The sequence below is a fragment of the Pseudomonas sp. WP18 genome (assembly GCF_036689585.1).
Taxonomy (GTDB): domain Bacteria; phylum Pseudomonadota; class Gammaproteobacteria; order Pseudomonadales; family Pseudomonadaceae; genus Aquipseudomonas; species Aquipseudomonas chlororaphis_E.
The window spans coordinates 3,178,879-3,199,274 of record NZ_CP144758.1; the positions used below are offsets into that span (position 1 = coordinate 3,178,879).

14 protein-coding genes are annotated in these 20,396 nt (G+C 62.5%); 3 read left to right on the forward strand and 11 right to left on the reverse strand.

The window, feature by feature from the left end; all coding sequences use genetic code 11:
• Positions 1–58: 58 nt before the first annotated feature.
• The 6 genes from V5F23_RS14140 to V5F23_RS14165 all read right to left on the reverse strand — a co-directional run bounded on the left by V5F23_RS14140 (position 59) and on the right by V5F23_RS14165 (position 7,786).
• Complete coding sequence (locus tag V5F23_RS14140; RefSeq protein WP_042728840.1) at positions 59–1,396, reverse strand: TolC family outer membrane protein; 1,338 nt, start codon at positions 1,394–1,396, stop codon at positions 59–61.
• A gap of 13 nt (positions 1,397–1,409) precedes the next feature.
• Complete coding sequence (locus V5F23_RS14145; protein ID WP_042728841.1) at positions 1,410–2,744, reverse strand: HlyD family type I secretion periplasmic adaptor subunit; 1,335 nt, start codon at positions 2,742–2,744, stop codon at positions 1,410–1,412.
• Positions 2,741–4,516, reverse strand: coding sequence for a type I secretion system permease/ATPase (locus tag V5F23_RS14150; RefSeq protein WP_042728842.1), 1,776 nt, complete (start codon positions 4,514–4,516; stop codon positions 2,741–2,743). Before V5F23_RS14150 ends, V5F23_RS14145 begins: the two co-directional genes overlap by 4 nt.
• A gap of 75 nt (positions 4,517–4,591) precedes the next feature.
• Positions 4,592–5,014: an AprI/Inh family metalloprotease inhibitor gene (locus V5F23_RS14155; protein WP_338495388.1), complete on the reverse strand. Its 423-nt coding sequence runs from the start codon at positions 5,012–5,014 to the stop codon at positions 4,592–4,594.
• 76 nt (positions 5,015–5,090) lie between these two features.
• Positions 5,091–6,548, reverse strand: a complete 1,458-nt coding sequence (locus V5F23_RS14160) for a serralysin family metalloprotease (protein ID WP_338495389.1) — start codon at positions 6,546–6,548, stop codon at positions 5,091–5,093.
• Between the two features lie 332 nt (positions 6,549–6,880).
• Complete coding sequence (locus V5F23_RS14165) at positions 6,881–7,786, reverse strand: LysR family transcriptional regulator (RefSeq protein ID WP_042728844.1); 906 nt, start codon at positions 7,784–7,786, stop codon at positions 6,881–6,883.
• Between the two features lie 132 nt (positions 7,787–7,918).
• On the opposite strand from V5F23_RS14165, the gene V5F23_RS14170 reads away from it, so the two are divergent.
• Both V5F23_RS14170 and V5F23_RS14175 read left to right on the forward strand, forming a co-directional pair.
• Positions 7,919–9,361 carry an MFS transporter gene (locus V5F23_RS14170; RefSeq protein ID WP_338495390.1) on the forward strand — a complete coding sequence of 481 codons (1,443 nt, stop codon included), beginning with the start codon at positions 7,919–7,921 and terminating at the stop codon, positions 9,359–9,361.
• A 193-nt stretch (positions 9,362–9,554) separates the two neighbouring features.
• Positions 9,555–9,833: a DUF1652 domain-containing protein gene (locus V5F23_RS14175; protein ID WP_003201764.1), complete on the forward strand. Its 279-nt coding sequence runs from the start codon at positions 9,555–9,557 to the stop codon at positions 9,831–9,833.
• A 205-nt stretch (positions 9,834–10,038) separates the two neighbouring features.
• Here the strand turns inward: V5F23_RS14175 and V5F23_RS14180 are convergent, their stop codons facing one another.
• From V5F23_RS14180 to V5F23_RS14200, 5 genes are all read right to left on the reverse strand, one after another.
• Positions 10,039–12,495 carry a UvrD-helicase domain-containing protein gene (locus tag V5F23_RS14180; RefSeq protein WP_338495391.1) on the reverse strand — a complete coding sequence of 819 codons (2,457 nt, stop codon included), beginning with the start codon at positions 12,493–12,495 and terminating at the stop codon, positions 10,039–10,041.
• Between the two features lie 278 nt (positions 12,496–12,773).
• Positions 12,774–14,420: a phosphoglucomutase (alpha-D-glucose-1,6-bisphosphate-dependent) gene (gene pgm / locus V5F23_RS14185; protein WP_053144664.1), complete on the reverse strand. Its 1,647-nt coding sequence runs from the start codon at positions 14,418–14,420 to the stop codon at positions 12,774–12,776.
• Positions 14,421–14,511: 91 nt separating this feature from the next.
• Positions 14,512–15,909, reverse strand: a complete 1,398-nt coding sequence (locus V5F23_RS14190) for a PLP-dependent aminotransferase family protein (protein WP_053144665.1) — start codon at positions 15,907–15,909, stop codon at positions 14,512–14,514.
• Between the two features lie 96 nt (positions 15,910–16,005).
• Positions 16,006–17,496, reverse strand: coding sequence for a hypothetical protein (locus tag V5F23_RS14195; protein ID WP_338495393.1), 1,491 nt, complete (start codon positions 17,494–17,496; stop codon positions 16,006–16,008).
• Positions 17,497–18,161: 665 nt separating this feature from the next.
• Positions 18,162–19,187 (reverse strand): zinc-dependent alcohol dehydrogenase family protein, encoded by a 1,026-nt coding sequence (locus V5F23_RS14200; RefSeq protein WP_042730643.1) that lies wholly within the window; start codon positions 19,185–19,187, stop codon positions 18,162–18,164.
• A gap of 257 nt (positions 19,188–19,444) precedes the next feature.
• Between V5F23_RS14200 and V5F23_RS14205 the strand changes: the two genes are divergently transcribed.
• Positions 19,445–20,359 (forward strand): LysR family transcriptional regulator, encoded by a 915-nt coding sequence (locus V5F23_RS14205; RefSeq protein WP_338495394.1) that lies wholly within the window; start codon positions 19,445–19,447, stop codon positions 20,357–20,359.
• Positions 20,360–20,396: the final 37 nt, after the last annotated feature.

Below are 20,396 nucleotides of genomic sequence, written 5' to 3' on the forward strand. Positions count from 1 at the left end.
CTTCGCACTCAAGCGGGAGCAAGCTCCCTCGCCACAAAGGCCGGACAGCCATCCCTAGTCAATGGCTGACGAACGCCTCATCCACCTTCGCCAGGTCCTGCGCCCCCAGCGTGCCGGCGTAGTAATGCAATTTGGTCCAGGCCATGAGGTAGTCGTAGCGGGCCTGGGCCAGGTCGCGGCGAGTGGTGTAGAGCTGTTGCTCGGCATTGAGCGCGTCGAGGTTGACCCGCTCGCCGCCGAGGATGCTTTGCCGGGTCGAGACCACCAGCGCTTCGGCCGAACCCAGGGCTTTCTGGTAGGCGCGCAATTTGTTCACCCCCGAGACGCAGGCGCTGAACTGGCGGCGCAATTCGATCAGCGTCTCGCGGGTCTTGGCGTCCAGCTCGTATTCGGCCTGCTCCATGTTGCGGCTGGCCTGGCGGGTGGACGCCGAGACCCCGCCGCCGGCGTACAGCGGCACGCTGATCTCGACGCCAATGGTGTTGGTGTCGTAGCGCTGGTTGTAGGTGTTGCCGCTTTCCGACTCGTTCTGGCGCATGGTCGCGTAGGCACTGACTTTCGGTAGATGCCCGGCGCGGTTGCGCTCGACCTCGAAACGCGCGACATCCACGGCCTGGCGCTGGGAGGCCAGGTTCGGGTTGTTGCTCACCGCCAGCTCATGCCAGCTGTCGAAGTTGGCCGGTTGCAGGCTGAAGGTCTGGAACGTGTCGTTCAGCGGTGCCAGATCGCCGATGTCCAGGGCCGGCACGCCGATCAACGCCCCCAGTTCGCGCAGGGACGCATCCTGCTCGTTGCGAGCCTCGATCTCTTCCGCCGTGGCCAGTTCGTAGCGCGATTCGGCTTCAAGGATGTCCGTACGCGTGCCTTCGCCCTGGCGAAACAGCTCCTCGTTCTGGTGGAACTGCTGCTCGAAGGCCTTTTTCTTCGCCAGGGCAATGTCGATCTGGTCCTGGGCGAACAACGCCTGGGTGTAATAACTGAGCACCCGCACCAACAATTCCTGGCTCTTGCCGCGAAAGTTCTCGTCGGCGAACAGCGCCTGGGCGACGCCCTTGCGGTACGCCGCGTAAGCCTCGTAGTCCAGCAAGGGTTGTTGCAGGGTCAGGCTGGAGCCGTAGCTGCTGTAGTTGCGATCATCATGCTGGCTGGCGCCACGGTCATTGAGGTAGGTGACTTTCGATTGGTTGCGGCCCTTGTTGTAGCTGTAGCCCAGGTGCGGCAGCAGCCCGGCACGACCAATGGCGCGGTTCTCCAGGCCCGCATCGCGTTCCTTGATCGCCCCCAGGTAGACCGGGTCGTTGCGCAGGGCCTGCTCATAGAGTTCAAACGGGCCCATGGCCCAGGCGTGGTCGCACGCGCAAATGGCCAACAGGGCCAACCGGAAAAAACGCTTCATACCACAGCACACCTTATTCTTCGGTCAACGCAGAGCCAGCTCGGTCGAGCAGCGGTTTGAACAGGTAATTCAGGAGCGAGCGCTCGCCGGTGCGCACGAACATCTCCGCCGGCATGCCGGGCTTGATCACCAGGCCATTGAGCTTCTCCAGCGCACGGTCGCTGACGCTGCTGCGCAGGACGTAGTAAGGCGCACCAGTCTTCTCATCGATCATCTGGTCGGCGGACACCAGGCTGACTTCCCCCGGCACCCTCGGCGTGCGGTTCTGGTTGAAGGCGGTGAACAGGATGTCCACCGGCAAGTGCGTACCGACCTTGTCGACCAGGTTCACCGGCAAGTGCCCTTCCACCTCCAGGCGCGTGCCTTGGGGCACGATCTCCAGCAAGGTGTCGCCTTGGCGCACCACCGCGCCTTCGGTGTGCACACCGAGGTTGACGGCGATGCCGTCGGCGGTGGCGAGGATCTCACTGTGTTGCAGCTCGAACCCGGCGGACTTCAACTGCTGCTGCAAGGTTTCGCTCTTGAGCTGGGCGTCGGCCAGTTGGCTGCGGACTTCTTTTTGGTATTCCTCGCCGTGCTGCTGCAGTTTGAGCCGCGACTCGACAATCCCCTGCTCCACCCGGCCGCTTTCGCCGCTGTTCTGCGCCAGTTCCTGCTGCACCTGTGACAATTGCCGCTGATAGTCCAGCAGTCGGTTGCGCGGGATGTAGCCGTTGTCCGCCAAGGGTTGCAGGTTGCCCAATTGCAATCGCAGTGATTCGGCCTGGGCCGTCAGGTCACTGCGGGCCCGGCGCATGCCCGCCAGTTGAGCGGTGGCGCCGTCGATACTGGCGCGCAATGCCGCCTGCTCGCGGGCGAAGGCTTCGCGGCGGCTGCTGAACAGTTGCCGCTGGCCTTCGAGCACCAGGGCCAGGCGCGGGTCCGGGTCGTGGCTCAACTCGGCCGGGAAGCTCACACGGGCCAGGTTATCGCGCTCGCTCTGCCAGCGTGCCAGGCTGGCCCAGGCCATGCGGTACTGGGCTTGCAGCGATTGGACGTCGGCGTCGGCCTGGGTCTGGTCCAGGCGAAACAGCGGTTGGCCCTGCCTCACCGCCTCGCCTTCGCGCACCAGGATCCGGCTGACCACGCCGCTGCTCATCGACTGCACCGCCTTGCGCTTGCCAGACACCACCACGGTGCCCTGGACCGGGATGCCCTGGTCCAACGGCGCCAGGCTGGCCCAGGTGAAGAAACTGCCGGCGCCAATGAGCGCCAGTGCCCAGCCGATGCGGGTGAAAAACCGCGCATCGCGCTCGGGGCTTTCGAAGATCCGGGTGTGTTCGAGGTTCATGTCGCGATCCTGGCTCATGCGCCGCTCGGCTTGTTGGCTGTCGGGTAGTGGCGGCTCATGCTCAGGCCGGTGGGGGCGGCCTGGGGTTTGTCCCGGGCCGACTCCGCCTGGCCGGACAACGCCCGCAGCACGTCCTGGCTGGGGCCGAAGGCCTGCAAGCGGCCTTCGTTGAGCACCAGCAGCTTGTCGGCCTGGGCCAATGCCGAGGAACGATGCGTCACCAGCACCACGCTGGTGCCCTGGGCTTTCATCTGCGCGATGGCACTGGCCAATGCCGCTTCGCCCACCGTGTCCAGGTTGGAATTGGGCTCATCGAGCACCACCAGGCTCGGCCGGTCATACATCGCCCGGGCCAGCGCCACCCGTTGCTTCTGCCCGCCCGAAAGACCGCTGCCGTCTTCCCCCAGCACCGTGTCGTAGCCCTGGGGCATGCGCAGGATCAGTTCATGAACGCCGGCCTGTTGCGCCGCGGCAACGACCTTCTGCGGGTCGGCCTCGCGAAAGCGAGCGATGTTCTCGGCAATGCTGCCGCTGAACAGCTCGATGTCCTGGGGCAGATAGCCGATGTAGGGACCCAGTTGGTCGCGGTTCCAACGATGGATGTCGGCCCCATCGAGACGCACGGTGCCACCCAGGGTTGGCCAGACGCCCACCAGCACCCGGGCCAGGGTCGACTTGCCGGACCCCGATGCGCCTAATACGCCGAGCACTTCCCCCGCCGCCAGGCTGAAACTGACCTGTTGCAGCGTCGCGTTGCGTTGCCCCGGCGGGCCGGCACTGACCTGTTCAAAGCTGACCTGGCCCTTGGGCGCCGGCAGCGCCATGCCTTCGTCTCGGGGAACAAACGCCTGCAACAGCGCATCGAGGCGGCGATAGGCCAACTTGGCGCCGCTCCACTGCTTCCACACGGCGATCAACTGGTCGATGGGGCTCAGCACCCGCCCCATCAGGATCGAGCCGGCGATCATCATCCCGGCGGTCATCTGGCCCTTGATCACCAGCAGCGCGCCTAAACCCAAGACCAGGGATTGCAGGCACAGGCGCAAGGTCTTGCTCACGGAACTGATCACCGCGCCGGTGTCGCTGGCCCGGTTCTGCAGGCCGAGGAACCGCGAATGCACGGCGAACCAGCGGCTGCGCAGCGCGTCGAGCATGCCCATGGCCTGGATGGTCTCGGCGTTGTGCAAATGGCTGGTCGCCAATTGGCTGGACTGCTGCGAATAGACACTGGCCTGCCCCAGCGGCTTGCGGGTCATGACCTCGTTCAGGCAGGCCAGGCCGATCAACAACGCCGTGCCGACACTGGCGAACACCCCGAGCCAGACATTGAACAGGTAGATCACCAGCAGGTAGACGGGAAACCACGGCGCATCGAAGAACGCGAACAGCGCCGGCCCGGTGACGAATTGGCGCAGTTGGGTCAGGTCGCCCAAGGACTGCCCGGCGTTGCCCTCGCCCTGGCGCAGGTTGCGCTCGAACGCAGCTTTGTATACCTGGAGGTTGAAACGTCGCTCCAACTGGCTGCCGATGCGGATGACGACGAAACTGCGCACCATCTCCAGCAACCCGATGAACACAAAGAAGCCGACAACCATCAGCGACAACATCAACAAGGTCGTTTCGTTTTGCGAGGACAGCCCACGGTCATAGACCTGGAGCATGTAGATCGACGGCGCAAGCATCAGCACATTGATCAATGCGGTAAAACATCCGACGCTGATCAAAATACTTTTATATTCGCCCAGGGCTTTAAACAGCGGCACCGCCCCGGCACTCCTTGCCTTATTCATGCATCTTCCTTGCGTGTTGGCTGTATCAGGCCGCCTGGCCGTTAATCAACTTACTGATTCTTAGCGCCACTGTGGCTAGTGCGTGACTTGCGACTTATTACGTTCAAGCCTAACTACCAAACCGGACTTCAACGTCACTTGATAACGGTCTTGCCGGCGCAGCCCCAGATGAACCCGGGTGTTGTGCTGGCCGATCAACGAAAGACCGTCGGGTTCGGTAAACCACTGCACCGGTTCCTCTCCCAACCAATGCCCCAGGCATTCGGTTTGCCCGCCCAGGGTCTGGTCCGCCTTGAGTTCCACCAGGCAGGTGTTGGAAGGTTTGTCCTGCAATGCCTGGCTCTGGGCGTCATCCTGTGGGCCCGACAGCACGGCCAGCCATTGACCGGCCAACTGCGAGGGTTCTATCAACAACAGGCTGCGGGCCATGGTGGCGTCTCCGAAAAGCAGCATCAGCGTAGCGAGTGTCCAGGCGGTTGCCGAAAGCCTGCAAGGCATGGTGTGTTCTCGCGTTCAAAAGGTCTGGATTGTGTGGCGAGGGGCGTTACCCCTCGCCACGTTACTCAAGCTGACATCACGCCACGATATCCGTGACCGCCGCCTGGCCGACGGTGCTGACCAAGAAGTCCGCCACGCCATGCCCGGAGAAGTCCACCGACAGCAGGCTGTTGCCACCCGATGTCGACAGCACGGCGTCGCCCGCGGCACCGGTGAACGCGTTCACGAAATGCAGGCCCGCGCCCTTGGTGATGCCGGTCAGGTCGATCTTGTCCAGGCCGCTGACAAAGTCGAGGATCTGGTCCGCCGCACCGGGCCGCGAGTCGCTGCTGGCCGCGAACACGAAAGTGTCCGACCCCGAGCCGCCCCACAGCTTGTCGGCTCCACCCGCCCCCCAGAGGATGTCGTTGCCATCACCGCCCTTGAGTTCGTTGGCGACCGCGTTGCCGACCAGCAGATCGCTGCCCGAACCGCCGATGGCGTTCTCGACGATCGCGCCCTTGGCGATGGACACGTTGCCCACCAGGCCACCCACGTCAGAGAACGAGGCATCGTTGAGGTTGATCTTCTGGTTCTGGGTGAAGCCGGAGAAGTCCAGGGTGTCGCGACCGCCCGCGTCCCAGACCGAGAACACGACTTTGTCCGAGGAGGACGTGGCGCTGAGGAAATCCCGGCCGGCGTTGGAGTTGAAACCGTAGGTGGTATCGCCCGTGCGGATGTTGGTGTTGGCGCCGTAGAGTTTTTGGATGGCCGCAATGTCATCCATCAGCGGGCCGGAGGAATAGGCTTCGACGCCGCCCTTGCTGAAGTTCTGGTTGGTGTTGCTCTCACTCCAGTAACTCATGACGCTGTAGCCACGGGTGTCCTGGCCATAGGTGGCGTCATCGTAGGTCGGTGCGCCTTCGCCGGCGTTGTAGTCACCGGGGTGCGCCAGGCCCAGTGTGTGACCGATCTCGTGGGTCAGGGTCTGGCGACCGTAGTTGTTCAGGTCAGGGTTCTTGTTCTGGGTGTAACCGCTGTTGATCAGGTACCACGAGGTGCCGTCGTAACCGGCACCGGTGCCCGGCAGGTAGGCGAATGCCGCCGCGCCATCCTGGCCGCTGCTGTAGTTGCCGAAGGTCATGTGGCCGTCGCCGCCGCTGGCCTTCTCGGTGAACGTGACGTTGGCCACGTCTGCCCAGGACTGCATCGCCAGGGCTGCCTGGGCTTTCTGCTGGGCGCTGAACTGGCTGAAGCCGCTGATGCCATGCTTGTTCATGGTGCTCGAAGAAGCGGACGTCAGGAACGTGTAGGTCAGCTCGATCTTGCCGCTGCCATCGCGGTCCTGGTACGCCGCGCCGTCACGCAGCAACTGCGTGGCCGCCTGGTCGACGGAATAGGACGGCTTGCCGTTGACGGTCAGGTTGCCGCCACGATCGTATTGGTGGCTGAAACTATTGATCTGGTTGAACGCACTGCTGGCGGCCGCCAATGATTGCGGGGCCCAGAGCAGTTGTTCGGCAGAATCAATAGCGCTGTTTTTGACTTTCGACATAAACACACTTCCTTGTTTGCAAATGGAACATTTTTCAGACGACAGGCGATCTCTGGCGAGATCGTCCTATCACTCGCCCAATGAGGGACGTAAGAAACCTGACACAATTGGAAATCAAACGTCTAGCAGTTTTTTCGAGGTCAATTTCTGTTCCCAGCTTTCATGCCCACAAACAACAGGTTTCGCCCGTTACGTACTCACTAGTTAAAAATTCGAATGCCGATTGTCGGACAAAACTCTATTTAAATATTAAATAGCGACAACTAACCATTTGCCCAAAAGCCGCACTTACGTCAACTAAGTGCCAGCGAAGTGCTATTAATCAATATCTACTAAATCGCCATGGGTTTGCGCGCACACACTTCTCGCAGGCAGCCCCGAAGCCAGCGATGCACCGGGTCGGCATCCATACGCGGGTGCCACAGCATGGCAATGGTGAACTCAGGCACCGGAAACGGCAGCGCGAAGCTGTGCATGCCCATGCGCAGGCTGGCGGTGTAGCGCGCCGGCACGCTGGCAACCAGGTCGCTGGAGCGGGCCAGCCCCAACGCCGACGAAAAGCCTGGCACGGTGGTGACAATGTCCCGCGACAGGCCCAATGGCTCGAGGATCCGGTCGATGGGTCCTTGATCGAGAAAACGCATCGAAACCCCGATATGCCGACACGCCGCATAGCCCTCGGCGGTGATGGCGGCCTGGCTCAGCGGGTGTCCGGCGCGCACCACCCCGATCAAGCGATCACCAAACAGTGCCTGGGTCCGCAGTTCCGGGCTGGTGTCCTTGTCGACGACCGCGGTTTCCAGGTCCACGGTACCCTCGCGCAACGCCGTGCTGTCGCGGTTGGCCTTCTCCACGAAACGCAGGCGTACGCCGGGCGCCTGCTCGTTGATGCGGGCAATCAGGTCGATGGCGAAGTTCTCGACGAAGCCCTCGCGGGTGCGCAAGGTGAAGGTTCTGTTCAACTGGCCCAGGTCCGGCGTCGCGACCGGCCGCAGCACCGCCTGGGCCTCTTGAACCAAATCGCTGACCTGTTCGCGCAGCGCCAGGGCACGGGGCGTTGGCACCAGCCCTCGCCCGGCCCTGACCAGAAGCGGATCCCCCGTGGTTTCGCGCAACCGAGCCAGCGCCCGACTCATCGCCGACGGGCTCAACCGCAGTCTTCGCGCCGCACGGGCCACGCTACCTTCGGACAGCAGCACATCCAGGGTGACGAGCAAATTGAGGTCGGGAACGGACATGGCGGGGCCCTAGCGTAAATAGATGGCGTTGGGTGCAGCTATAACGTGCAAACGCTGCGTCTTCCGCCATGTTATGCCCAGGCGTAACGTTCTGACAGCGCCACGTTCAAGGCCGCAGACACAGGTGACCCAATGAAAACCCATGTTCCGCCGACAACCACCCACCCCCTTCCCTCTGCCTCGCGCGGGGCCTTGGCCAGCTTGGCGCTTTCGACGCTGCTGGCGTCCCTGGGCGCGAGTGTCGCCACGGTGGGCTTGCCGACCTTGGCCCAGGCATTCGAGGCATCCTTCCAGCAAGTCCAGTGGGTGGTGCTGGCGTACCTGCTGGTGATAACCACGCTGATTGTCAGCGTCGGGCGCCTGGGGGACCTGATGGGTCGGCGCAGACTGTTATTGATCGGCATCGCGCTGTTCACGGCCGCCTCGGCAGGCTGCGGCGCGGCGCCTTCGCTCGGCTGGCTGCTCACCGGTCGGGCCCTGCAAGGCCTGGGTGCCGCCATCATGATGACGCTGACTCTGGCCCTGGCCAGTGACACCGTCAGCCAGGGCAAGACCGGCAGCGCCATGGGCTTGCTGGCAACGTTGTCGGCGGTGGGCACCGCACTCGGACCGAGCCTGGGGGGAGCACTGATCAGCGGCTTTGGCTGGCAGGCGCTGTTTCTGATCAATGTGCCCCTCGGCGTGCTTACGCTGGTACTGGCCTGGCGCTCGCTGCCGATGCGACCACCCCAGGCGACTGGCGCGCGCTTCGATGTCTACGGCACGTTGGTGCTGGCAGCCACCCTCGGCGCCTACGCCCTGGCCATGACCTCCGGGCGTGGCGACTTTGGCGGGCGGAATGTGGTGCTGTTGCTGATTGCGGCCCTGGGCATCGGGCTGTTTGTGTGGGTCCAATCCCGGGCCGTCTCGCCGCTGATCCCGTTGACCGCATTCCGGGACCGCCTGTTGGTGTCCGGGTTGGCAACGAGTGCCGTGGTCGCCACGGTGATGATGGCGACGTTGCTGGTCGGCCCCTTCTACTTGTCGATCGCCCTTGGCTTGCCGGCGGCACTCGTCGGCCTGGTGCTGGCGGTGGGTCCCTGCGTGGCCGCGCTGGCCGGCGTCCCGGCCGGGCGCCTGACCGACCGCATTGGTGTGCGCCCCATGCGCCTGGCGGGACTGGCCACCATGGTCCTTGGCAGCCTGATGCTGTCGCTGGTTTCACCGGCGCTCGGCATCGGCGGCTACCTTGGCGCCATCGTGGTGACGACCCTCGGCTACGCTTTCTTCCAGACGGCCAACACCACCGCCGTGATGGCCAATGTGGCCGCCCACCGGCGAGGCGTGATTGCCGGCCTGCTCAACCTGTCGCGTAACCTGGGCTTTTTCACGGGGGCATCGGTGCTGGGAGCGGTATTCGCCCATGCGTCGGCGACGCCTGATATCGGCAATGCCAGCCCCGAGGCGATCGCAAGCGGCCTGCACACCACCTTCGCCGTCGCGCTGGCCCTGGTCGTCCTGGCCCTGCTCATCGCCTTCAAATACCGCGCGCCAGAGCCCTTGCGCGAGGTTCAGGATGGCCTGCCCGAAGCATGATGGCAAAACAGAATCTACCGTTTAGGCCTTGATGCAGATCAAAAGAATTGAACCAATCGCTAAACGGACTGAAAAAAGCCACATGACATTCATTTTCAGGTGCTATTTTTAGTTCTCACTGGTAGGGCCAAGATGGCTCTTCCTTCCTGACATGAGCAAAAGGAAGCGCTCGATTGAAGAAGGTGGGCAACACATGAATAAAGGATCTTTCAGCAAGGTTACCTTCCCCAACGCCTGCCAGCTGATGCGCTGGCACTTTCATCCAATGGGCTTTGAAGCCAGCATGGACGCACCCGGCAGCATGGTCGCCCGATTGTTTGACCGTGCCAGTGGCGAGACCATGATCGCCATCGCCGGCATCCCCTGCGCAACCGTGATGAACGCCCCGGATGTGGAGCGCATCATTGAAGCAGTGGAAGCCGAGCTGGAAGCCTTCGTGCCACCGGTTGGCTTGCGCAGGTTTGCTTCCTGACCGATCAACTCACCCGCTCCACCAGTTGGAGCGGGTCGCGTCACAGCCATCGCGTTCCCCTAACCCCCCTGTGGGAGCGAGCTTGCTCGCGAAGGGGTCAGCTTGGCCGCCCTCTTACTGTCTGATCTACCGCTTTCGCGAGCAAGCCCGCTCCCACAGGGGCCGAGCCGATTGCAGTTGCTCCTCACCGCCCACTTGGCCTGCCTCAACCATTGCGGGCCCGCCGATGGTCCGCAAAGAACGGTTTGCCCGTGCCGATACGATCCGAAGCCTTGGGGGCGTTCGCCGCCTGGCCATCCGGGGCATCGACATACCAGTAGCAGTGCTGCACCGCGCGGGTGATGCCCACATACGCCAGGCGCAGGATCTCGTCCTTTTGCGCAGTGTCGTAGGGTTCGGTATCGCCGTCGTGGCCCAGCCCGGCCATTCGGTAGACTTGGTTCTTGTAGGGCGACCGGGTCAGGTGCTGGCAATCGCCTAGCAGGAACACCGCATCAGCCTGTAACCCCTTGGCGCTGTGATAGGTCATTTGCCTGAGCCGTCGTGTTTCGTACGGCAAGCTAGAATCCACATTAACAGTTGGCGAAATATACTTTTCAATCAATGACTTATCGCTGCTTTTTCGATACAACATCAAGATTGAATCGCCCTTTTGATAGTGTTCTTCAAGCCGCCGAGCCAGGCCTTCGTCATCCCGATCCAACACGTTGACCGGGCTCAACGATCGAGGCTGGCCGCTCGCCTTGGCCTTTTTCCCGGGGATCGCGGCGGCCGCTCGCACGATGTGCTCGGCGGCATCGATGATGTGCTGATGACTGCGGTAGTTATCGGTCAGCATCACCCGCGTGGTCGCCGGCGACGGGAACTGCTTGTTGAACGCCATGAAAAAGCTTGGCGAACTGCCGCGCCAGCCATAAATCGATTGCCAATCATCACCGACGCACAGCAACGAAGAACGCTGGGCGCCGCGCCCCACGTGCATCGCCGGGCCTCGGCTGCGCACTTCGCGAAGGCTGGCGCGCAACCAGGAGACGATTTGCGGCGAAACGTCCTGGAACTCGTCGATCATCAAGTGCGACAGGGGCCTGAGCATGCTGTCGCTCAATAGCTTGAAGTTTTCCGGCGTCTGCTCGCTGAACAACGCGAACATCCGGTTGTAGGTCATGATCGGTGGCGACTGGTCCAGCAGGTGATCCTCGAAAGCCCGCCAGTAGCGGCTCAATGCCTCGAAGAAGTAACGGTCAGGGTCATCCTGGGCAAACGACATCCGCCCCACGGCATCCGGTACATCCAGGCCAAGGTTCTCGATAAAACCTGCGGCGGCGACAAAACAGTCCAGCAACGGCGCCGAGGCCAGTTCGCCCTTGACCTTGTAATCGAAGCCGGGACCGGCGCTGGCATCCCCCGCCAGCGAAGCCAGAACACGCTTGGATGACTCATAGCTTTCAATCCAAATCAAAGGCTTACGACAGAAAGCTTGAAATAAGGTGCGCTTTACCGCCCACTCGGCGCGCACACTCAGCTTGGCCCCCGGACGGCTCAGGCGAGCATCTTCCCGCGGATCGAAACCCAGCACGACCCAAGCATCCAAGGACGGGATGTAGCCGTGGCAGCGAAAGGTCGAGCCGTTGATTTCAAAGGCTTGCCGCTTCGACTCGACGCCTTTGATAGGCCAGGCGCCGGCGCGCACCCACAAGTCTTCGATCGCGTCACACAACGCCTCATCGCGCTGGGCCGCCAACTCGGTCACGGCCACACGTTTTTGCACGTCCGGGTGATCGCGCTCCAGTTCCTTGAGTTGCAGCGCATGCCGGGACAGCGGCTTGATCAGCTCACGAAATCGCTCGTCCCGTTGGTAAAGCCGGTGGTAGCAGGCATTGAGATGCTGGCGCTGGACATCATTGATGCGCAAATCAAAGGGGTTGCCCTGCCCATCGTCGTCATTCACCTCGCGGTGACTGAGGGCCTCGAACGCTTGAAGGCGCTCGAACCCGGGCAGGCTGCGGACCATCGGCAAGATCCGCGAGTGGAAGGTGCGCACGAGGTCACGCGCCTGCTTGAGGCTGATCGCACGCCCCCAGAGGCCAAATACGTCGATCAGCTTCTGGATGAAGTCCTTGCGCGACTCCCGGGTAAACGTCACCACGGTCATCGAGTCCAATTCGAAACCCAGGTAATGCACCAGCAACAGGATGCGCAGCACCAGCGTCGTGGATTTGCCCGCGCCCGCCCCGGCGACCACCGAGGTCGAGGGGGTGTCACTGAAAATCATTTTCCATTGCGCGGCGCTGGGTTGCCCATGGGCCGGCAGCAACCGGGCGACATCGGCCTTGATACGCTTCTTCAATTCGGCGTTCAACGGCAGGCGCCAGTCATCGAACAGCGAGTCATCGACCTGCGGGGCCGGGTGCTCCGTGCTGCGGGAATCACGGATCAACAGGACCTGGCGTCCATCTTCCAGCCTTTCTTTATAGCCATAGTCAAAACCGGCGGTATGGCCGCTGCGAAACCCGTCGGCCTGGCCGTGCAGCCAGGAACTGCGGTGCTGGGCTCGAAGCCGTGTCAGGCCATGACCAAAAAACCGCGCCGCCAGGCGTTTAAGCCACGGCATCTGCGCAAGAGGCAAGAGATCGGGAGGAAGATCGGGAGTGTGTTGCGACACGCGTAGGAACTCCGGTGTTCTGAAACATGGCAGACATGGTGTCTGCATTTGCCGTCAGGTTCCACCAGAAATCTTATTTGTCATGGGGTTAGGCGATGAAGTGAAAGGTATCTGGAGCTTTAAAGGCTTGTGTAGGGACGAGCCTGCTTGCGAAGGCGGTGCTTCAGTCGACATCTCTGTTGAATGTACTACCGCCTTCGCGAGCAAGCTCACTCCCACAGGAGGCGGATTGGCGTCATGCCTGGGGAAGTCATCTTCCACAGGCATGAACGCCCCACTCACTGCCCGGAGATCGCCCCGTCCACCAGGGTTTGCGCTTCGGCCACCAGTTGTTTGAGGTGATCTTCACCAATGAAGCTCTCGGCGTAGATCTTGTAGATATCCTCGGTGCCCGACGGACGAGCCGCAAACCAGCCGTTTTCGGTCATGACCTTCAACCCACCGATGGCCTGGTCGTTGCCCGGCGCGTGGCTGAGGATGTTCTGGATCTTCTCGCCGGCCAGTTCGGTGGACGCCACCTGCTCCGGCGACAATTTGCTCAACAATGCCTTCTGCTGCGGGCTGGCCTTGGCGTCGACGCGCACCGAGAACGGCTCGCCCAACTCTTCGGTCAGGGCGCGGTAAGCCTGGCTGGGGTCACGACCGGTGCGAGCGGTCATTTCGGCCGCCAGCAGCGCCGGGATCAGGCCGTCCTTGTCGGTACTCCAGACGCCACCGTCCTTGCGCAGGAACGACGCGCCGGCGCTTTCTTCACCGCCGAAGCCCAGGGAGCCGTCAAACAGGCCATCGGCAAACCACTTGAAGCCCACCGGCACTTCATAGAGGCGCCGCCCCAGGCGCTTGGCCACGCGATCGATCAGGCCGCTGCTGACCACGGTCTTGCCCACGGCCGCATCGGCGCGCCATTGCGGCCGGTTCTGGAACAGGTAGTCGATGGACACCGCCAGGTAGTTGTTGGGAGCCAGCAGGCCACCGGACGGCGTGACGATGCCATGGCGGTCATGGTCCGGGTCACAGGCGAAGGCCACGTCGAAACGTTCCTTCAAGCCGATCAACCCTTGCATGGCGTGGCTGGAGGATGGATCCATGCGGATTTGCCCGTCCCAGTCGACGGTCATGAAGCGGAAAGTCGAGTCGACCTGGGTGTTCACCACGTCCAGGTCCAGGCGATAGTGCTCGGCAATCGCCGGCCAGTAGCGCACCCCGGCACCGCCCAGCGGGTCGACGCCCAGGCGCAGACCCGCCGCGCGGATGGCATCGAAATCGATGACGTTGACCAGGTCAGCCACGTAACTGTTGACGTAGTCGTGACGGTGGGTCGTGCTCGCCTTCAGGGCTTGTTCATAGCTGATGCGCTTGACCCCGGCCAACTCATTGGCCAGCAGCTCGTTGGCCTTGGCCTCGATCCATTTGGTGATGTGGGTGTCGGCCGGGCCGCCGTTGGTGGGGTTGTATTTGTAGCCACCGCTTTGAGGCGGGTTGTGGGACGGCGTGATGACAATACCGTCCGCCAGCCCCGTGGTGCGGCCACGGTTGTAGCAAAGAATGGCGTGGGAAACCGCCGGTGTCGGGGTGTATTCGTCGCCCTCGGCGATCATCACGGTCACGCCGTTGGCGGCGAACACTTCCAGCGCGCTTGCGCCTGCCGGTGTCGACAGCGCGTGGGTATCGATGCCAATGAACAGCGGCCCAGTGATGCCCTGGGCTTCGCGGTACAGGCAGATCGCCTGACTGATGGCCAGCACGTGCCACTCGTTGAACCCCAGGTCGAAGGAACTGCCACGGTGGCCGGAGGTGCCGAACGCCACGCGCTGGGTGGCAACCGATGCGTCGGGGCGGCCGGTGTAATAGGCCGTCACCAGTCGCGGGATATCGATCAACAACTCTGCCGGTGCCGGCTTGCCCGCAAATGGACTGACTGTCATGCAAAACCTCTGGATAGAGTGGCTCGGGAAATGGGATGCAGTTTACTGACAGTTCGACCATGGCGCGATGGGTTCGATCCATCACCCGCCATTACGCGGGTTCGAGCCGCAGGGCATCGGCCAGTGCGCAGAGTGCCGCGTCCAGGTCCTGCGTGCCATTCAGGGCATGCGTCAGGCGCAGATGTTGTCCATACAGCCCCTGGAGGCTGAACAGTTCGCCAGGCGCGATGACGATGCGCTGGGCCAGCAGCCGCTGGAACACCCGCCGCAGGTCGACCTGCCGTGTCGACTGCAACCAGATCGTCGCCCCGCCCTGGGGCTCAGGCCAATGCAGGCTGTCCCCCAGCCGCTCACGCAACAGCTGGTTCGCCGACACGGCGCTGTCGCGCAACAGGCGCCGCAACACCAGCAAGTGCTGGTCGACCCTGCCATTGCTGTACAAACGGGCGATGGCTTTCTGGCGAATGGGTGAAAGGCGAAAAGCCCGCAACAGGAAATGGCGCTGCAGATGCAGGGTCAACTGGCGCGACAGCACGTAGCCATACGGTGCTTCCGGGCCGATGGTTTTCTCGAAAGTGGAGTAGACGATCAGCCGATCGGGGTCGAGCAGGTCGCGAAACGGCACGGTGTCGGCTTCGAACGCCAGGTCGGTATAGCTGTCGTTCTCCAACACCCAGGTCCCGTGCCGCTCCAGCAGCCGGGCGACGGCACGGCGGTTCTCGTCAGGCACGAGGGTCCCCCTGGGCATGTTCAGGATCGAAGACAGCATCACCAGGCACACCGTTTCGTTCACCAGCAAGTGTTCGAGCTGTTCAAGATCGAAACCCCCGGCGGCCTGCAGCGGCAGTTCGATGACGTTGACCCCGGCCGCCTGCAGCAGGCGCAGGACCGTCCAGTCGCAGGGTGATTCGATCAATACAGTGGCGTCCCGGAGCGCCAGCGCAGCGATCAGGATCTCCAGGACGCCCCGCAGGTCAGCGCCCAGATAGACGTCGTCGGCATTCCAGCATCGGGCCGGCGAAGAGGTGTAGCGGGCCGCCAGCGCCGTGCGTAACTCCAGCTCACCCCAGGGCTGCGAGGGCATTTGCGGGGAACGCGGGTACTGGCGCAGCAACTCGCGTTCGAGCAGCAACAGCGGACTGTCCAGCGGTTGCATGGACGCCGGCTCATCGGCACTGAGCACCCGCATGCCCGGCCGTCGCACATTGACGTACAGGCGCTCCAGCAGGTCGTCACCGCCCTCGAGGCTTGCGACGCAAGGCACCGGCAACGCGTAATAGCCGGATTTGGCGATCGAGTAGACCCGGCCCTCCTTCTCCAGCAATGAATACGCGTACTGGATGGTGGAAATCGACACGTTCAGGCGCTCGGACAATTGCCGCAATGACGGCAGACGCACCCGGGCATCGACCCCCATCTCGTTGATCAGCGTGGTCAGGTACCGATAAACCGCCTGGTAGGCGAAGTCTGTCTCCCGGCAGCCCTTCATGGCATCAGGCCCAGGCGGCGAGCCCTGCCCAGCCGTGCCGCAGCGCCCGGCGGCATGACGGGAAGCAGGGTGCAGGAAACCATCAAGCCTCGCTCCTCAATGCCGGGCCGAGCGTTCGCACAGGTCATCATCGCCCTGCTCGGCTTGTGCCGCGTCGGCACCGTCCAAGGCCTGTTGCAGGTCATGTTCGGGCTGGTTTTCCAGCCGTTCCGAGCGCGTGACGCTCGACCGATACAACGTACCGAGCACGTCCATGGGCAAACCGCTGACATCGACCATCCAATGTGCCACCTGGTCGGCAATGGTCGCACCCTGCATCGCCTTGTGCAGGTCCGGCATCGCCACCAGCATGCCCGGGTGGCAGCAGCGCAGGAAATGCTCCAGGCCCGCCCCCTCTTCCACGAACGGCGCGAACAGCATGCACACCAGCTGCGTTTCGCTGAGCCCCATGATTTTCTGCGCCTCCTGGGCGGCCTGGACACGGCGCTGCGGGATTTGCAGGGGCGAACCGAACATCGCCTGCGCCTGCTCGCAGGCGTATTCCGGCAGTTGCTTGCGGTGCATGATCATCACCGCGCGCTGCGCGTAGTCCCCATACCCGGCTTCATAGCTGCGCCCATGCAGGTAGCAGGCCTGCAAGCCATGCAAGTGCGCCGACAGCAGCGGGCTGAGGTATTCGTTCTCGGACGTCGACGGAATGAGGTTCTCGGTCTGCACCCGCAGGAATTCATTGAACAAAGGCCAATTGGTGCCTTCCAGACGATCGACGGTCAAGTCATCGATACCGATGTGCCCCACCCGCCGACAGGCCTCGAAGTGACCTTCCGGCTGCCACGGGACCAAGTGCTCGGGACCGTAGACCTGCCCATAGAGCTCGCTGCCAAGGGTATCCAACTGGGCAAAGAGGCTGTCGAAACCGTTGCCGCTGTCGGCCACCAGGCCGATCTTGCCGGCCGCGCGCCGAAGCCCCGACATGAAGTTTTTCTGCTGGCGCGGCGTATCACTGCTGACCAGTGAATCCACCCCCGCTTCCCAGCGCGCCATGTGCCGATAGAACTCCGCCATGGCCAGGTAACCCTCGTCCCCGACCTCCAGGGGGCTGTCCACCGAACGCAGGTGCCCCAGCACCAGCATGTCCATGCGATTGGCTTCGTGTCCCGCCACCGACAGCGGCTGCGTGTGATTGAACGGCACCACCTCGCGATTATCGGCCATCAGCAGCTCGACCCGAGGGTCGTCATAGACGAACAGCGCGCTGTAGCAGCGATGGATGTTTTCCAGGGTGGCCTGGGTGGTCTGGCTCAGGCGAGGCGTGGCCACGCGCAAGGCGAAGGTCGCTGGATGCCGGCCTGCGATGCTCAACTGTGCGGCTCGCAGTGCCGTCAGCACATAGAAGCCATCCCGGCTGCCGTTCTGCACTGTCAACACGCGATAATCACCCATCCGATCGATGCCTCCGGCGGCGACAATTAAACGCTGGATCAACAACTGCAATGCGGTTCGTTCTGCCCGGGAATAAAAACCCAACAGTCGCTGCAATACTTGTTGATACACGTGAGTCATTGCTTGCTCATGGATTGCACTCATAGCCATTTACCTGGAAATTCAACGGTCGGCGTCGCCTTCGCACCCACGGGCCGAGCGACGTATTGATCTGGATAGATTGTTCTAGTGCTGCAAAGAGTATTAGCAGTACATTCAAGCCTTGCTTGCTGTCATTATTTGATACATACGTTTGCGGATTCGCTCGCCGCCTTCAACCCGCCCCTGAAAGCCGCATGGGCACTGGACGTGGTTGATCCCCTAGCACGTCCTAGGAGATTTCCGACAACGTCCCACAGACAATGAGCACATGAAATAAGGAACTTGCCGAACTTGAATCGACGCCCCACTACAACCGGCACGATTGACGATCGGTAGATAGGCTTACACCAAGTAAGGCTCAATGCACCTTGATTATAATTTGAAGGGCAACCCCCTTCGGAAAAGTTATACCACGCCACGACTTCTTCCTTGAGACGAAAACAAGCGTTCAATTATCAGGACTTAAACAATGATTGGAAGATACAGATTAAGGACAAAAACCAGTTCAGATGCGGGCGGGCAAACAGATCAGAAAGAGACGGCCCCAGCCAGGGCACTTGGGCAGGCAGGTACCCGGCAACGAGACCGGCAGCACAGGAAGGAAAGGCAGGCGCTCAGGCCGTAGGCAGCGCAAGAGCCGGGACACTGACTCTTGCGCGAGGCGTCGATCAGGCAGGATCGACGACTTGGAGGGCAACACGTTCGCGGCAAGGACATTCGTCCATGTAGCGATGGGCTTCGACAAACTCGGTGAATGGGAAGATCCGGGTCTTGAGGGGCACCACCACGCGGTCTGCTGTCAGTTGGTTGATGTCGCGCAGGGCCCGTTGCAAAGCCACTTGGTCCTGGACGATGCCCAGTTCCGGCTTGCCGGTAAAGTTGCCGATGCAATGCACGAAGAACTGGATGTTCTTCTGGAACGCCGCACACGCCGGGAACGGCGTCTGGTTGCCGCCCTGCAGGCCATACAGCACCAGGCTGCCACGCGGTGCCAGCACATCGCCGAGCAGCGACATCTGCGGCCCGCCGAGGCCGTCGAAGACCACGTCGACGCCACGGTTGTCGGTCAGCTTGTTGATTTGCATCAGCAAGTCCTGCTCCTCGGTGACGATGACCTTCTCGGCCCCCAGGGACAACAGGTATTCACGCTCGTCGGCCGTCTTGGTCGCCGCGATCACCCGCACGCCCAGGGCCTTGCCCAGTTGCACGAAGGACGGGCCGGCGCAGTGGCTGGCATCGGTGACCAGGGCGAACTGCCCCGGCTTGACCCGCGCCAGGTCGACGTAAGCGAAATAGGCGATCAGCAACGGCGTGTAGTGCACGGCCGCCTCGATCGGGCTGAGCACATCAGGGTAACGGGTCAGCGCGGTGCGCGGCAGCACGATGACTTCACCGTACACCGGATAATCGTTAGGGCTCTCGGCCGGGAAGCTGGCGACCTTGTCACCCACGACCAGGTCGTCGACACCCTCGCCCACGGCCGTGACCACACCGGCCATCTCATGGCCCAACCCGGAAGGCAGGCGGGCCTGGGACGAAGCCAGGTTCTGGCGCCACAAGGTGTCGTACCAACTGATGCCGATCGCTTCGACACGGACCTGCACTTCTCCTGGCGCAGGAAGAGCCGCCGCATGCTCTTCGCATTTGAGCACCTCGGCACCACCAAACTTGTGAAAACGGATCGTGCGGGACATCGCAAACCTCGTCAAAGTAACCTCTAATGCCATGAACTCTATCCGGGCTTTGTACCCAAGACCATCAGTGGCTATTAATAGTCGACATGCCTGTCATTGATTCCGCAGCAAGAAAATGAACCGTTCCTGTCGGCTTTATCCCTGGGAAACCCGAATTAGCCAGTGCAGAGTACCAGCCTTTCCCCGTAAGATTCATGCCGGCCATTGTTGCCATATGGCCGCCCACGTCAAGCTTACCGAATCAGCCAGGACCCCAGATGAATCGTAATGACCTGCGGCGTGTCGACTTGAACCTGTTGATCGTGTTCGAAACACTGATGCATGAGCGCAGTGTGACCCGTGCGGCCGAGAAATTGTTCCTCGGCCAGCCGGCCATCAGCGCCGCGCTGTCACGCCTGCGCAGCCTGTTCGATGACCCCCTGTTCGTGCGCACCGGCCGCAGCATGGAGCCTTCGGCCCGGGCGGTGGAGATATTCGCTCTGCTCTCCCCAGCCCTGGATTCGATTTCCACGGCGGTCAGCCGCGCCGCGGAATTCGACCCGGCCACCAGCACCTCGGTGTTTCGGATCGGCCTGTCGGACGACGCCGAATTCGCCCTGCTGCCGATGCTGCTCAAGCGCCTGCGGGCCGAAGCCCCCGGCATCGTGCTGGTGGTACGCCGCGTCAACTACATCCTGATGCCCGGACTGCTGGCCTCCGGGGAAATCTCCATCGGCGTCAGCTACACCGACGACCTGCCGGCCAACGCCAAGCGCAAGGTCTTGCGGCGCAGCATGCCCAAGGTCCTGCGGGCCGACACCGCGCCGGGACGCCTGACCCTGGACGAGTTCTGCGCCCGCCCCCATGCGCTGGTGTCCTTCGCCGGCGACCTCAGCGGCTTTATCGACGAAGAACTGGAAAAGCTCGAGCGCAAGCGCCACGTGGTATTGGCCGTACCGCAGTTCAACGGCTTGAGCACCTTGCTGGCAGGCACCGACATCATCGCCACCGTGCCCGACTACACCGCCGACGCCCTCACCGCCGCCGGCGGCGTGCGCGCCGAAGACCCACCAATACCGGTGCGCAGCTTCGAACTGCACATGGCCTGGCGCGGCTCCCAGGACAACGACCCAGGGGAGCGTTGGTTGCGGTCGCGGATTCAGATGTTCTTCGGCGACCCTGAGAGTCTCTAGGCGTCGTCGGGCAGGCTGTTCAGCTGATCATTTCTGC

Excerpts from the sequence above, each read along its gene's own strand:
- V5F23_RS14200 (WP_042730643.1), bottom strand. The coding sequence starts at position 19,187 with ATGTCCCGCACGATCCGTTTTCACAAGTTTGGTGGTGCCGAGGTGCTC.
- V5F23_RS14140 (WP_042728840.1), bottom strand. The coding sequence starts at position 1,396 with ATGAAGCGTTTTTTCCGGTTGGCCCTGTTGGCCATTTGCGCGTGCGAC.
- V5F23_RS14155 (WP_338495388.1), bottom strand. The coding sequence starts at position 5,014 with ATGCCTTGCAGGCTTTCGGCAACCGCCTGGACACTCGCTACGCTGATG.
- V5F23_RS14150 (WP_042728842.1), bottom strand. The coding sequence starts at position 4,516 with ATGAATAAGGCAAGGAGTGCCGGGGCGGTGCCGCTGTTTAAAGCCCTG.
- pgm (WP_053144664.1), bottom strand. The coding sequence starts at position 14,420 with ATGACAGTCAGTCCATTTGCGGGCAAGCCGGCACCGGCAGAGTTGTTG.
- V5F23_RS14195 (WP_338495393.1), bottom strand. The coding sequence starts at position 17,496 with ATGAGTGCAATCCATGAGCAAGCAATGACTCACGTGTATCAACAAGTA.
- V5F23_RS14170 (WP_338495390.1), top strand. The coding sequence starts at position 7,919 with ATGAAAACCCATGTTCCGCCGACAACCACCCACCCCCTTCCCTCTGCC.
- V5F23_RS14190 (WP_053144665.1), bottom strand. The coding sequence starts at position 15,909 with ATGAAGGGCTGCCGGGAGACAGACTTCGCCTACCAGGCGGTTTATCGG.
- V5F23_RS14165 (WP_042728844.1), bottom strand. The coding sequence starts at position 7,786 with ATGTCCGTTCCCGACCTCAATTTGCTCGTCACCCTGGATGTGCTGCTG.
- V5F23_RS14205 (WP_338495394.1), top strand. The coding sequence starts at position 19,445 with ATGAATCGTAATGACCTGCGGCGTGTCGACTTGAACCTGTTGATCGTG.
- V5F23_RS14145 (WP_042728841.1), bottom strand. The coding sequence starts at position 2,744 with ATGAGCCAGGATCGCGACATGAACCTCGAACACACCCGGATCTTCGAA.
- V5F23_RS14160 (WP_338495389.1), bottom strand. The coding sequence starts at position 6,548 with ATGTCGAAAGTCAAAAACAGCGCTATTGATTCTGCCGAACAACTGCTC.
- V5F23_RS14175 (WP_003201764.1), top strand. The coding sequence starts at position 9,555 with ATGAATAAAGGATCTTTCAGCAAGGTTACCTTCCCCAACGCCTGCCAG.